This is a genomic window from Kitasatospora sp. NBC_01287, assembly GCF_026340565.1.
Classification (GTDB): Bacteria; Actinomycetota; Actinomycetes; order Streptomycetales; family Streptomycetaceae; genus Kitasatospora.
In genome coordinates this window covers 7,299,932-7,314,809 of sequence record NZ_JAPEPB010000001.1, presented here as the reverse complement: position 1 = coordinate 7,314,809, position 14,878 = coordinate 7,299,932, and the positions used below count along the sequence as shown (strand labels likewise).

The following is a 14,878-nucleotide window of genomic DNA, read 5'->3' as shown; positions in this document are numbered from 1 at the left end:
TCAGGGCCTTCCAAGCTCATCGTCGATCAGGGCAAAGAGTTCATCGGCGCTCGCCTCCGCGAGCTCCTGGTCGGGCACCGCTCCCGCCGCGTCCGCCTCGGCGGTCAGGGTGGCCAGCAGCGCCCAGAGCCGGGTGGCGACAGCCGTGCGCTGGTCCTCGCCAACGGCGCTCACACTCGCCTCCAGCCGGTCCAGCTCCGCCAGGACCGAGGGTCCGGCCGCGGGCTGTTCCGGGGCGAGCCGCTCCAGCAGGTGCCGGGCCAGCGCGGCCGGACTCGGGTGGTCGAAGGTCACCGTGGCAGCCAGGGTGAGCCCGGTGCGGGTACCGAGCCGGTTGCGCAGCTGAAGGGCGGTCAGCGAGTCGAAGCCCAGTTCCGTGAAGCCCCGCTCGGGGGGCACGTCATCCGGTCCCGACCGGCCCAGCGCGGTCGCGATCTCGGCCTGTACCAGCTGCCGTACCGTGCGCTCCCGGTTGTGGTCGGACATGGTGAGCAACCGCTCGCGCAGCGGCTCGGTGCCCTGCCGGGCCCGGCCGCCCGGCGCGCCCTGACCGGCCTGGCCGGCCCGGGTGCGGACCAGCCCGCGCAGCATCGCGGGCGGCTCGGCATCGCCCGTCCCGGACAGGTCCACCCGGACGGGCACCAGGTGGGCCTGGTCCGCGGCGAGCCCGAGGTCGAGCAGCGCCAGCCCCTCGTCCGTGGGGAGCGGCCGCAGGCCCATCCTGAGGATCCGCTGCCGGTCGGCTTCGCCGAGCCCGCCGGTCAGGCCGGTGCTCTGCTCCCAGAGCCCCCAGCCCAGCGCGACCGCGGGCAGCCCCGTCCGGTGCCGCTCGTGGGCCAGCGCGTCCAGGAAGGCGTTCGCGGCCGCGTAGTTCGCCTGCCCGGCCAGGCCGACCGTGGCCGAGACGGAGGAGAACAGCACGAAGGCCGACAGGTCGAGTCCGCGGGTGGCCTCGTGCAGCTGCCAGGCCGCATCCACCTTCACCGCCAGCACCGCGTGCAGCCGCGGCGGCGTCAGCGACTGCACCGCGCCGTCGTCCAGCACCCCCGCCGCGTGCACCACGGCCCGCAGCGGCGCCGACGCGGGCACGGCCGCGATGACCTTCGCCAGCTCGGCCCGGTCGGTGACGTCGCAGGCGGCCACCTGGACACGGGCGCCCGCCGCGCTCAGCTCCGCCACCAGCTCGCCCGCACCGGCGGCGGCCGTGCCACTGCGGCTGACCAGCAGCAGGTGACGCGCGCCGTGCTCGGCCACCAGGTGCCGCGCCACCGCGGCGCCCAGTCCCCCGGTCCCGCCGGTGATCAGCACCGTGCCGTCGGAGCCGGCCAAGGCCCGGCCAGGGTCGGGGGCGGGGACGGAGGCGCGGGCCAGCCGGGGGATCAGCACCCGGTCCGCGCGCAGGGCGACCTGCGGCTCGCCGGCCGCCAGAGCGCGGCCCAGCTGATCCGCCGTCAGCTCGCCGGTGCCCTCGCAGTCCACCAGTACGATCCGGTCGGGGTGCTCGGTCTGAGCCGACCGGAGCAGCCCCCACACGGTGGCGGCGGCCAGGTCGATGGCCGCGTCCGTCGTCACGGCCACCGCCCGCCGGGTGGTGACCACCAGTCGGGACGCACCGTCCTGGTGCTCAGCCAGCCACTGCTGGACGCCGCGCAGCACCGTCTCCGCGGTCCGGTGCACGGCCGCCGGCACGTCGCCATCGGCGGGCTCGACCGTGAGCACGGCGGCCGCGGCGGCCGCGGCGGCCGGCCCGGCCGGTCTGCCGTGCGCGGCGGCCTCGACCCACTCGACCTGGAAGAGCTTGGGGTTGAAACGCCGGGCGTCCAGCGGCCGCAGCGTCAGCGACTCGACCGAGAGCACCTCGGCGCCGCTGCCGTCGGCGACGGACAGCGAGGCCCGGTGCTCGCCGGCCGGGGTGATCCGGACCCGCAGCCGGGGCCCGGCCGCACGCACGGACCGCACACCGGCCCAGGAGAACGGCACCAGCGGGCCGGGACCCGCCTCCAGCACGAGCGGATGGAGCGCCGCGTCCAGCAGCGCCGGGTGCACGGTGAACGATCCCGCCTCGTCGCGCAGCGCCATCTCGGCGAGCAGGTCGTCGCCGTGCTGCCAGACCTGGCGCAGGTTCTGGAACAGCGGCCCGTACTCCAGGCCGAGTTCGGCGAGCCGGTCGTACCAGCCGGCCAGCTCCACCGGCGTCGCCCCGGGCGGCGGCCACTCGGTCAGGTCGAACCCCGGGCCCTCGGGCCCGGCCTCGCTCACCTGCCCGGTCGCGTAGAGCCGCCACCCCGGGTCGGCACCGTCGCTCTCCCGGCCGTGGATGCGCAACTCGCGCCGGCCGGCCCCGTCCGGCGCCCCGGCCCTCAGCTGCACCTCGACCTCGCCCCGCTCCGGCAGCACCAGCGGCGTGAGCAGGGTCAGTTCGTCCACCGTGCCGCCGAGAGTCAGGGCCATCTCCAGCAGCGCCGTCCCCGGCACCACGACCTGGCCGAGCACCCGGTGGTCGGCCAGCCAGGGCCGCGCGCGCAGCGACAGCCGCTCCGCCAGGACGGTGCCGTCACCGTCCGCGAGCTCCACGGCGTGCACCAGCAAGGGCTGGTCCGGCCTGGCATCCGCCCAGTAGCGCTGGTGCTGGAAGGCGTACGTCGGCAGGTCGACCCGGCACGCGCCGGCGCCGGCGAACGCCTGGCGCCACTCGACCGGGGCACCGCGCGTCCAGACCTGGGCCACCGAGGCCAGGAGGCGGGCCAGGCCTCCCTCCTGACGCCGCAGCGTCTCCGACACCGTCGCGGGTGCCGCCTGCGCGCCGCCCTCCAGGATCTCCTGGAGCGCGATGGTGAGCACCGGGTGGGAGCTGACCTCGATGAACGTGTCGTGGCCCTGCTCGGCCAGCGCCCTTACCGCGGCGTGGAACTGCACCGTCCGCCGCAGGTTCCGGTACCAGTAGCGCGCGTCCACCAGCCCGTCACCCAGCCAGTCCCGCTCGACGGTCGAGAAGAACGGCACCTGGGCGGGCACCGGCCGGATGTCCGCGAGCACCGACGACAGCCGCTCCTCGATGCGCTCCACCTGGGAGGTGTGCGAGGCGTAGTCCACCGGGATCCGGCGCGCCCGCACCCCCTGCGCCTCGCACTCGGCGAGCAGCTCCTCAAGCGCCCGCGGATCACCGGCGACCACCGTGGCGGACGGACCGTTGAGCGCCGCCACCTCCAGCCGGCCCTGCCACGGCGCCAGCCGGGACTCCACGTCCGCCTCCGGCAGGGCCAGCGACATCATCCCGCCGAGACCGGCCAGCTCCTTGGCGATCGCCTGCGAGCGCAGCGCCACCACCCGGGCACCGTCCTCCAGTGACAGCGCACCGGCCACGCACGCCGCCGCGATCTCGCCCTGCGAATGCCCCACGACCGCCGCGGGCTCGACGCCGTAGGAGCGCCACACCGCCGCGAGCGAGACCATCACGGCCCAGGAGGCGGGCTGCACCACGTCCACCCGCTCCAGCGTCGGCTCGCCCGGCAGCTGCCGCAGCACGCCCTGGAGGTTCCAGTCCACGAACTCGGCCAGCGCCGCCGCACACATGGCGATGCGCTCGGCGAACACCGGTGAGGCGTCCAGGAGTTCAACAGCCATGCCGGCCCACTGCGAGCCCTGGCCGGGGAAGACGAAGACCACCTTCCCGCCGCCCTGGCGGGCGGCCCCCTGGACCGGCCCCGGGGCCTGTGCCCCCTGGGCCAGCACGTCCAGACCGGTCAGCAGCTCCTCCCGGTCCATGGCCAGGAGCACGGCGCGGTGCTCGAACTCCGTACGCGAGGTCGCCAGCGACCAGCCCACGTCCACCGGACGCAGCTCGGCATCGGACTCCACCCACTCCAGCAGCCGCGCCGCCTGGGTCCGCAGCGCCTCCTCGGACGCGCCCGACAGCACCACCGGCACCACGGACCCGGCCCTCGCGTCGGGAGCGTCGGGCTCGACAGGCACGACAGGCACGACAGGCACGACGGGCACGACAGGCTCGACGGGCACGTCGGGCTCGACGGGCACGTCGGGCTCAACCGGGTCGGCCTGCTCCAGGATCACGTGCGCGTTGGTGCCACTGATCCCGAAGGACGAGACGCCGGCCCGGCGCGGCCGCTCCAGGCGCGGCCACACCCGCTGCTCCGTCAGCAGCTCCACCGCCCCCGCCGACCAGTCCACATGACGCGACGGCTCATCGACATGCAACGTCCGCGGCAGCACACCGTGCCCCATCGCCATCACCATCTTGATCACACCCGCGACACCCGCCGCCGCCTGCGCATGACCGATGTTCGACTTCAACGACCCCAACCAGAGCGGCTCCACCCGATCCCGCCCGTAGGTCGCCAGCAGAGCCCGCGCCTCGATCGGATCACCCAGAGTGGTCCCCGTGCCATGCGCCTCCACCACATCCACCTCCGCCCCGGACAGACCGGCCGACGCGAGCGCCTCACGGATGACCCGCTCCTGCGAAGGACCGTTCGGAGCGCTCAGTCCGTTGGAGGCGCCGTCCTGGTTGATCGCCGAACCCCGCACCACGGCCAGCACCCGGTGCCCGCTGCGCCGCGCGTCCGACAGCCGCTCCAGCACCAGCACACCCACCCCCTCGGACCATCCCGTGCCGTCGGCCGCGTCCGAGAACGCCTTGCACCGGCCATCGGGCGACAGCCCGCGCTGGCGGGAGAACTCCACGAACATCCCGGGCGTGGACATCACCGCCACCCCACCGGCCAGCGCCAGCGAGCACTCCCCCGAACGCAGCGACTGCGCCGCCAGATGCAGCGACACCAGCGAGGACGAACACGCCGTGTCCACCGTCACCGCGGGGCCCTCGAACCCGAAGGTGTAGGCGATGCGACCCGACGCCACACTGGGCGCACCGCCGGTCAGGGCGTGCCCGCCGAAGCTCTCGGGCGCCTGGTGCAGCGGGGGGACATAGTCCTGGTTCATGACGCCCATGAAGACGGCCGTCCGGCTCCCGCGCAGGGTGGTGGGGTCCAACCCGGACCGTTCCAACGCCTCCCAGGACGTTTCCAGCAGCAGCCGCTGCTGAGGGTCCATCGCCCGTGCCTCGCGCGGGCTGACCCGGAAGAAGTCGGCGTCGAACTCCAGGGCGTCCGCCAGGAAACCGCCGGTTCGCACGTTGCCGGTGCTCGCCGGGTCCAGGTTCCAGCCGCGGTCCTCGGGGAACCCCGAGATCGCGTCCACCCCGTCGGCCACCAGTCGCCACAACTCCTCCGGGGACGAGACGCCGCCCGGAAGCCGGCAGCCCATCCCCACGATCGCGATCGCGTCCTCGTGCGGATCGCTGCCCCGCTCGGCCCGTCTCCCCTCGGAGGCGCCCCCCGACAGCTCGTCATGGAGGTGCCGCACGAGCTCGGTGAGGGTGGGACGGTCGAAGAGCAGCGTGCTCGGCAGCCGCAGACCGGTCGCGCGGCTCAGGCGGCTGCTGAGCTCCACCGAGGTGACCGAGTCGAACCCGATGTCCTTGAACGAGCGGTCGGCCTCGACCAGGCGCGGGTCGGCGTACCCGAGCACGGCCGCCGCCTGGGAGCGGACCAGGGCCTCCAGCTCCCGCTCCCCCAGGCCGGTCGGCTCGACGGCGGGTGCGGCCTGCGCGGGCGATTCGATCCGTGCCGCGGGCGCTGCGGCACCCCCTCCGCTCAGCCAGTAGGGCTGCCGCTGGAACGCGTAGCCGGGCAGCTCGACGACGCGGGCGCCGGCGCCCGCGAACATCGCCCGCCAGTCCACCGCGACGCCCTGCGCGTGCAACTCGGCCATCGAGAGCAGCAGCCGTCGCACCCCGCCGTCCGCACGGCGCAACGTGCCCTGCACGACCACCTCGCGGGTGTCGCGCGCCGTGTCCTGGATCGGCGTGGTCAGCACCGGGTGCGGGCTGGCCTCCAGGAGCACCCGGTGCCCGTCGGCGACCAACGCCCGGACCGCGTCCTCCAGTCGGACCGTCTCCCGCACGTTTCGGTACCAGTACTCGGCGTCCAGCGCCTCGGCGTCCAGCCGGCCCCCGGTGACCGTGGAGTAGAACGCGACGTCGCTCGGTGTGGCCGTCACCCCCTCGGCGGCCCGCAGCACCTCGTCACGGATCTCCTCCACCTGCGGCGAGTGCGAGGCGTAGTCGATCGGGACCATCCGGGCACGCACCCCGCGGGCCTTGCTCTCGGCCACCATCGCGCGCACGGTGTCCACCGGCCCGGAGATGACCACGGCGTCGGGCCCGTTCACGGCACCGATCGCGACCCGGTCCTGGTCGATGTCCTCGACCGGCACGGCCAGCAGGGCCATCGCCCCGCGTCCGGAGAGCCGAGCGACGATGGCCTTGCTGCGTTCGACCATCAGCCGCAGGGCGTCCGGCAGGGAGAGGATCCCCGCCGCGCAGGCCGCCGTGATCTCACCCTGGGAGTGCCCCACCACGGCGGAGGGCGCGAGCCCGACCGAGCGCCACACCTCGGCCAGCGACACCTGGACCGCGAAGAGCGCGGGCTGCATGACATCCATGCGCTCCAGCGCCGCCGCGTCGGCGAGCACCTGCCGCAGCGACCAGTCGACCAGACCGCTCAGCAGCCGCGCGCACTCGTCCATCCGGGCGGCGAACACCGGTGAGGAGTCCCATAGTTCGAGCCCCATCCCGGCCCACTGCGGCCCCTGGCCGGGAAAGACCCACACCACGCCCGACGCGGGGGCGGCCGCGCCCTCCACCACGTTCGGGGAGGCCTGTCCCGCCGCCAGCGCCGCGAGTGCGGTCAGCAGTTCGCCGCGGTCCGAGGCGACGACAACCCCGCGCCGCCCCAGCGTGGTTCGGGTGGTCAGCGTCGAATACCCCACGTCCACCGGACGCAGGCCGGCGTCGGACTCCACCCATTCCAGCAAGCGCCGTGCCTGGGCCCGCAGCGCCTGCTCGGTGGTGCCCGACACGGCCACCGGCACTGGCACTGGCATCGGCATCGGGGCCTCGGCGGTCTCCTCGACAGCGGTCTCCTCGACAGCGGTCTCCTCGACAGCGGCTTCCCCGAGCTGGGTGGGCCCCTGGGCCACCACCAGGTGGCAGTTGGTGCCGCCCAGACCGAAGGAGCTGACGCCGGCGAGCCGCGGGCCCTGCGGCCAGGGGCCGGTGGCGGCGTTGACCCGGAGCTTCAGCTGCTCCATCGGGATCGCCGGGTTCGGCTCGGAGTAGTTCAGGCTCGCCGGGACCATCCCGTGCCGCAACGACAGCGCGACCTTGATCAGCCCGATGACACCGCCGGCGCCGTCCAGGTGCCCGATGTTGGTCTTCACCGAGCCCACGAGCAGCGGCCGCCCGTCGACGCGCCCCTGGCCGAGGACCGAGCCGAGGGCCTGCGCCTCCACCGGGTCACCCGCCCTCGTGCCACTGCCGTGCAGCTCGACGTAGCGCACCTGTGCCGGGTCCACCCCGGCCCGGGCGTAGGCCTGGCGCAGCAGTTCCCGCTGCGCGTCACCGTCGGGGACGGTGAGGGCCTGGCCGCCGCCGTCGTTGTTCACCGCGCCGCCGAGCAGCACGCACTGCACCCGGTCACCGTCGGCGATGGCGTCGCTGAGACGCTTCAGGACGACCACGCCGCCGCCTTCGCCCCGCACGGTGCCGTTGGCGCGCGCGTCGAAGGTGTAGCAGCGGCCGTCCGGGGAGAGGGCGCCCGAGCGGGCGAAGGCGAGCGTGCTGTCCGGAACCAGGTTCAGGTGCACACCGCCCGCCAGCGCCAGTGCGGTGGTGCCCGACAGCAGGCTCTCGCAGGCCATGTGCACGGCGACCAGGGAGGAGGCCTGCGCCGCGTCCACCGTGAGGCTGGGCCCGCGCAGACCAAGGTGGTAGGAGACCCGGTTGGCGATGACGCCCCGGCTCAGCCCTGCCAGCGAGTGGTGGGACACGGCGTCGGGGCCATGCTGGTGGACGAGCGCGGCGTAGTCGTCACCGGTGACCCCGAGCAGGACCGCCGCGGACTCGCCGCGCAGGCTCTGCGGCACGACACCGGCGTGCTCCAGTGCCTCCCAGGCGAGTTCGAGGGCCAGTCGCTGCTGCGGGTCCATCGCCGCGGCCTCGCGTGGCGAGATGCCGAAGAACCCGGGGTCGAAGTCGGCGACCCCGTCGAGGAAGCCGCCCCTGCGGTGCCCTGCCGGGTCGGCCCCGTCCGGCACGCCGTCGAGGTCCCACCGTCCGCCGGGCACGTCGGTGATCGCGTCCACACCGTCCAGCAGCAGCCGCCAGAAGGCGTCCAGGCCGTCGGCGCCCGGCACTCGGCAGGACATGCCGACGACGGCCACCGCGCGCTCGGTCGGATAGTTCATGGGCATGCCCTGCTCCCCTTCCGGTTGTTCCTGGTAGCGGTGCGGACCGAACTCCGTCTCCCGCATCGTCAGGCCGAGATCAACAGCGCGCGCAGCGCCTGCGGGTGGTCGGTGGCGAAGTAGCGGGCCAGTTCGCGGAGGGTCTCGACCTCGAACAGGAGGGTTCGGGGCAGCGGCCCGAAGGTCTTCTCCAGCTGTCCGATCACGCTCACCGCGATGACCGAGTCCATCCCGTACCGCTCCAACGGGGCCTCCGCGGAGAGCCGTTCGGGCCTGACCTTGAGCACGGAGGCCAGCAGCCGCCGCAGGTGTTCGACCGCGGCGCCCTCCAGCGCGTGGGCGGTGCCTTCGTCGTCCGGCGTCCCGACCGGGTCGGGTCCGGCCAGCGGGTCGGGTCCGGCCAGCGGGTCGGCGGCGGTCGCGTCGCGGGCTGAGCGGGTGGCGGACCCGACCCGGTCGCCTGACGGCTCCTCGGGGTCACCGGTGAACAGGGACTCCAACTCGCCGCGTCCGCCCACGAGGACGGTCAGCCTGCCGTTGGTGAGGGTGCTGTCCTCGGGGGTCATGGCGTAGCGCAGTGCGGTGAGGGCGCGGGTGGTGTCCAGGGGGATGAGGCCCAGGGTGCGCAGGTTCTCCCTGACGGCGGCGCCGCCTATGCCGCCTTCCTCCCAGAACGGCCAGTTGATGGAGACCGTGTCGCCGGTGCGCAGGCCGGCGTGGACGAGCCGGTTGCGGTAGGCCGCGTAGGTGTCCATGAACGCGTTGGCGGCGGCGTAGTCGCCCTGGCCGGCGTTGCCGAACGCGCCGGTGATGGAGGAGAAGCAGACGAACGCCTCCAGCGGCAGCCCGCTGCTCAGTTCGTCCAGGTTGACCAGGCCGCGGACCTTCGGCGCCAGCACCCGCGCCAGCTCCTGGGGGCTCTTGCGGATCAGGAAGTTGTCGGCCACGACGCCCGCGCTGTGCACGATGCCGGTCAACGGCCCGTAGTTGTCGGCGATATGGGCCAGCACGCGCTCCACCGCGTCCCGGTCGGCCACGTCGGCGCGCTGGTAGTCGACGGCCAGCCCGGTGGCGCGCAGCTCGTTCAGCGAGCGCCGCTTCTCCTCGTCCAGCGGTGACCTGCCGGTGAGGACCACGGTGGCCTGGCTCACCGAAGCGGCGATCTCCGCCGCCACGATCCGGCCAAGGCCCCCGGCACCGCCGGTGACGAGGTAGACACCGCCCTCCGTCCACGGCGAATCCACGACTCGGGGATGGCTGACCCGCGTAGGCCGGGCGACCAGGCGGCGGCCGTCGCGGTAGCGCACCTCCGGTTCGGGATCGCGCACCGCCTCGGACTCAAGTCGGCTGACGACTCCTGTAATTGACATACCGTCAAGACACTCGACGTACTGCACGTACAGGAACGGGTTCTCCTGGTGGGCCGTCTTCAGCAGCCCCGCCACCCCGCCGAAGCAGGCCAGCCGCTCCCGTTCGGTGTCCGTGCCGGCGGTACCGACCAGCGCCACCTGAACCAGCACCGGTCGCCTCAGGCCACCCTTGAGGATCCCCTGGACCAGCGTGAACACCCGCTCCACGACCTCGCCGTACTGCCGGTCCAGCGATCCGTCCCCGGCCTCCACGAACTGGCAGGCGGCGCCGGTCGGCAGAGCGGCCCGGAACGCGTCGCGCTCCCCGGCCTCGAACCGGCCGAGCACCAGGACGTGATGCTCGGTGAACCCGTCACCTGCCTGACCCGAGCCGGGTCCTGCGGCGGCGGTGGCGGCGGTGGCGGTGGCGGTGGCGGTGGCGGTGGCGGCAAGTCGAGCGTCCCGCGCGACCCATCCGGGCCGTAGCAGCACCATCTCGTCCGCCGCCGCGGCAGCCGCGTCCGGTCGTGAGACCGCCACCGGGGCGGCTACGGGAGCGAGCGCCTTCTCCTCCGGCGCCTTCTCCTCCGGCGCCTTCTCCTCCGGCGCGTCGCCGAGGTCCGGGTCGAACCAGCAGCGGTCGCGAGCGAAGGGGTACCCGGGCAGGGAGATGCGCCGTGCGGGCGGGGCCGCGGGGTGGAGCGTCTCCCAGTTCACCGCGGCACCGTCGGCCCACAGGCGCAAGAGGTCGCCGTGCTCACCGCGGTCGGTCCAGTCGGACGCGGCCGCCCGCAGCGCGTGTTCGTCCGTGCCGCCAGAGGTCCGCCGAACGGGACGGGCGGTGCCCCGCGTCCAGGTGCCCGGCCGCAGCGGGTCGGCGATGAACGACTCGAGCTGGGCCCTGGCGGCGTCCAGCGAGGTCGCGGCGAAGGCGAGTCGTTCCTCCAACGCCATCCGCCCGATCTGCAGGGTCCAGGCCACGTCGGGGAGCGCGTCGTCGGTCAGCTCCGCCAGCCGTGCGCGCAACCGTTCGGCCTGCTGCACGAGTTGGTCCTCGCTCTGCGCGGAGAGCACCAACAGTGCGGGCCGGCCGGCCGGCGCGGGCGGCGCCGGGTGGGAGCCGGCCTGTCGCGGCTGGAACTCGGCGATGACGATGTGGGCGTTCGAGCCGCCGGCGCCGAAGCCGGACACGCCGGCGATCCGTGGGAACGTTCGGTGTTCCCCGTCGATCTCGACGGTCGGGCGGTGCCACGGTGCCAGCTCGCGCTGCACCCGCACCGGAGCGCGGCCGAAGTCGATGTGCGAGTTGAGCGTGCTGGAGTGCAGGCTCGGCACCAGCTCCCCGTGCTGGAGTTGCAGCAACACCTTGGTGACGCCGGCGATGCCGGCCGCGCCCTCGCAGTGCCCGATGTTCGACTTGACCGAGCCGATCGCGCACTGCGCCGGCAGGCCGCCGTTGGCCTGGAACGCCTTGGTCAGGCCGACGATTTCGAGCGGGTCGCCCAGGGCCGTCCCCGTGCCGTGTGCCTCCAGGTAGCTGACCGAGCGAGGGTCGACGCCCGCGGCCGTGAGCGCCTCGGTGATGACCTCGCCCTGCGCGGTCGGGGAGGGCACCGAGTAGCCGGGGGCCCGACCGCCGTGGTTCAGCGCGGTCCCCTTGACCACCCCGTAGATGTGGTCCCCGTCGGCGACCGCCCGCGCCAGGGGCTTGAGCACGACGACGCCGACGCCCTCGCCCGGCACGTAGCCGTCGCCGCCCTCACCGAAACTGCGGCAGCGCCCGTCGCTGGACAGGAAGCGGCGCTGGCTCAGCATCAGGAACTTGTTCGGATGGGAGTGGAGGTTCACCCCTCCGGCGAGCGCCATCTCGCACTGGCCGCTCCTGATCGCCTCGCAGGCCAGGTGGATGGCCGTCAGCGAGGACGAGCACATGGAGTCCACGGCCATGCTCGGCCCCTTGAAGCCGTAGCTGTACGAGACCCGGTTGGCGATGCCGGACGCGCTGCTCGACAGCGTGACCGCCTGGCCGCGCTCCTGCGCCTGCGCGCCGTAGAGCTGGTACTCCTGGTACATCGCACCGACGAAGACGCCCACCTTGCCCGACGGCGCGACGGCCGCCGCGGCGCCGCCCGGCTCGGCCGCCGCCCGGGCCAGCAGCTCGCCGGTGTATCCGGCGTCCTCCAGCGCGTGGTGGGCGCACTCGACGAAGAGGCGCTCCTGGGGGTCGAGGAGCTCGGCCTCGTGCGGCGAGATCTGGAAGAACAGTGAGTCGAACCGGTCGATGCCGTCGATGAAGCCGCCCCACCGGCCCGAGGAGGAGCCACCGACGTCGGCGTACCGGCGGTGGTCCCAGCGCTCCGCCGGCACCTCCCGAATGCAGTCACGCCCGGAACGGAGGTTCTGCCAGAACTCGCTCAGGTCATCCGACTCCGGGTAGCGGCCGCTGAGACCGACGACCGCGATGTCGGTTTCGACGTGCTGGGCGGCCGCAGGCCGGCTCGCGGCCGCCTGCGTCGGCGTCGGCGTCGGAGCCGACGCCGACGCCGACGCCGGAGTGTCCACGAGGATCCGGGTGCTGAGACCGGTCAGGTCCGCACACGCCAGGCCGTCCTCGTCGAAGACGGTGATGTCCAGCCTTGCCTTCACCGAGTCGGGGTCGCCGCCAGGCTGGTGCCGGATCCAGGCGTACGCCATCGCGGGGGTGGCGGCGGCGGACTCCACGTGCTGCACGGCGAACGGCAGGGCGGGACGCGCCGGTTGCCCGGTGGAGCCCGGCGGCGTCAACCGCAGGCCGACGATGGCCTGCAGTGCGCCGTCCAGGATGCTCGGGTGCAGCCGCCAGTCGGCCGACCGCTCCGCCGCCGCGGGCAGCCGCAGCTCCGCCAGTGCCTGGGGCCGTCCGGTCCCGTCCGTGCCGAGGCCCACGGCCACCAGGGAGCGCTGCGCGGGGCCGTAGTCCATGCCCACCCGCTCGTACAACTGATAGATGTCCGTGGCGGGAACCACCCGCTCGGCGCAGGCCGCGCGCAGTTCGTCCAGTCGCGGCAGGCCACGGTGGCCGTCCTCCGGCAGGCTCGCGCGACCCTGGCTGCAGAGCACGAACTCGCCGTCGCCGGACAGGTACTGAACCGAGTAGTCCCAGCCGCCGCCGGCCAACGGCTCCACATCGATTCGCAGTTCCAGTCCGTCCTGGTCACAGGTCGCCTGGCGCAGCCACACGACGTCGTCCAGCCGCACCCGGCCGGGCTGCTCCTGACCGAGTGCGCGCTGGACCGCCGCACGCGCCATCTCCAACTGCACGACGGCAGGGAGCACCCGGGAGCCGCGCACCTGGTGGTCCCGCAGGAACGGCTCGTCACCGTCGAAACGCGTCAGGTACGTGATGCCGACCGCGCCGCGCACTTCGCGCTGCAGCAGCGGATGCGGGCGGGTCTCAGCCACGTGGGTCGCAGCCACGGTGGCCGGGCCGTCCGCGGCCGACACCGACTCGCGCCTCACCTCGGCCAGGTACTCGGCCAGGTACTCGGCCAGAGCCTGCACGGTCGGGCGTTCGCTGACGACGGCGGGTGTGAGCGCCAGTCCATAGCGCTCGTTCAGCCGGACCACCAGCTGGGCGAGACCAGTGCGGTCGAAGCCGAACTCGCTGAATTCACCCTCCGGTTGCACTTCACCGGCCGGCACCTTCAGCAGTGCCGACACCTCGTCGACCAAGGCCGCTCGGGTCGCGGACAGCACATCGGCGAGGTCGGTGCCGACACTGTCCCGCCGCCCCACGCCGGCCGCCGCGAGCTCTTCCTGCAGCGAGGCCGCCAGCTGGGCGATCGACCTGTACTCGAACATGATCGTCGGTGACAGCGACAGCGACAGCCGGTCCTCCAGATCGGGCACCATGGACACCAGCTGTGCCGAACCCAGTCCCAACTCGTAGAATCCGCCGTCGACATCGACCTGCGCCGGCGGCACCGCCAGCCGCGCCGCGACCAACTCCCGCAGTATGCCAATGACATCCTGCCCAACAGTGGCCACGGCGGCTGGTGCCCCGGCCCCCGAACGCGGAGCGGCGAGTGTGGCCCCGGCCTCCGGGGCCGGCGGCTCGGCACGAACATCGAGGGCTGACACGGCCCGCACCCGCTTCGCCGTGAGCCGGCCGACCTCGGCGACCTTCGCCCCCGTCTCGTCGTAGAACTCCACGGAGAGTCGCATGAGTTCGTCGTCCCTGCGGGCCGATCCGGCCGGGACCCTGACGAAGCAGCGCCGGCCCAGCGGTGCCGCCGCGCGGAACGACTCGAAGACCAGGGGCAGGTAGAGCTCCTCGCTCTCGACCCCATCATGCAGCATGTGGAGGCCCACGCTGCCGCCGAGCAACCCTGCCTCGAACAGGGCCGGATGGAAGAGGAAGCGGTCCGCACCTCTGTGCTGCGCCGCGGGGAGTTCCAGCTCCACAACCCAGTCCTCGGCCCGCCGGTGGACCACACCGTCGATCTTCATCAAGCCGGAGTGGACCAGTTCGCGTCCCCGGAGCCAGGAGTAGATATCGGAGAGCGTGGTGAGCCGGTCCGCTCCGGCGAGGGGTAACGCCAGTCGCTCCTGGAAGGCCGTCGGGGCGCACCTCTCTGCCGTCACCCGCGCGTGCAGGATCTCCGCGGCCTCGTCCCGGCGCCGACTGGTGACCTCGATCCGCCACCCCCCGCCGGGGGCGGGCCGCCCCGCGACGGTGGCCAGGACCGGGTCGCCGGGCGCGACCACGAGCGGCGCGAGAATGGTGAGATTCCGCAGTTCGACCTCCCGCATGGCCTGACCGTGCCGGGCGAGGACCTGGAGCACGAGGTCCACGTAGCCGACCCCGGGCAGCAGGCTGCGCCCGTGCACGACGTGACCCTGCAGCAAGGGGTTGTCGGTGGTGACGGTGAAGGTCTCGGAGAACGTCAGCGAGTCGGCCATCGGTATCCATCCCGGCAAGTCGGTATACGTCCCAGAACAGTGTCGAAGCGTCAGTGCAGCCCGGCCCCACCCAGGGACCAACCATGAGCACCTCGAAGTCGCGAAAGGGACTCCCGGCGCTGATTCCGCGCCTCGGCGCGGCAGCATGCAGAATCGAAACACGCGTTTGCCCGACCCCAGGAGGTCAGCAAAATCGCCGTATGAAGCGGGAACAGCCCGCTAGAAATTGAAGAAAACCATTCCTACTCCCCGTGATTCCCCCG

Annotated in this window: 2 protein-coding genes; both read right to left on the bottom strand. The window is 73.4% G+C overall.

The features are described from left to right. On the bottom strand, positions 1-8,331 hold the full coding sequence (locus OG455_RS32015; RefSeq protein WP_266299739.1) for a type I polyketide synthase: 8,331 nt from the start codon (positions 8,329-8,331) through the stop codon (positions 1-3). Positions 8,332-8,393: 62 nt separating this feature from the next. Next, positions 8,394-14,615, bottom strand: a complete 6,222-nt coding sequence (locus tag OG455_RS32010) for an SDR family NAD(P)-dependent oxidoreductase (RefSeq protein ID WP_266299737.1) — start codon at positions 14,613-14,615, stop codon at positions 8,394-8,396. Positions 14,616-14,878: the final 263 nt, after the last annotated feature.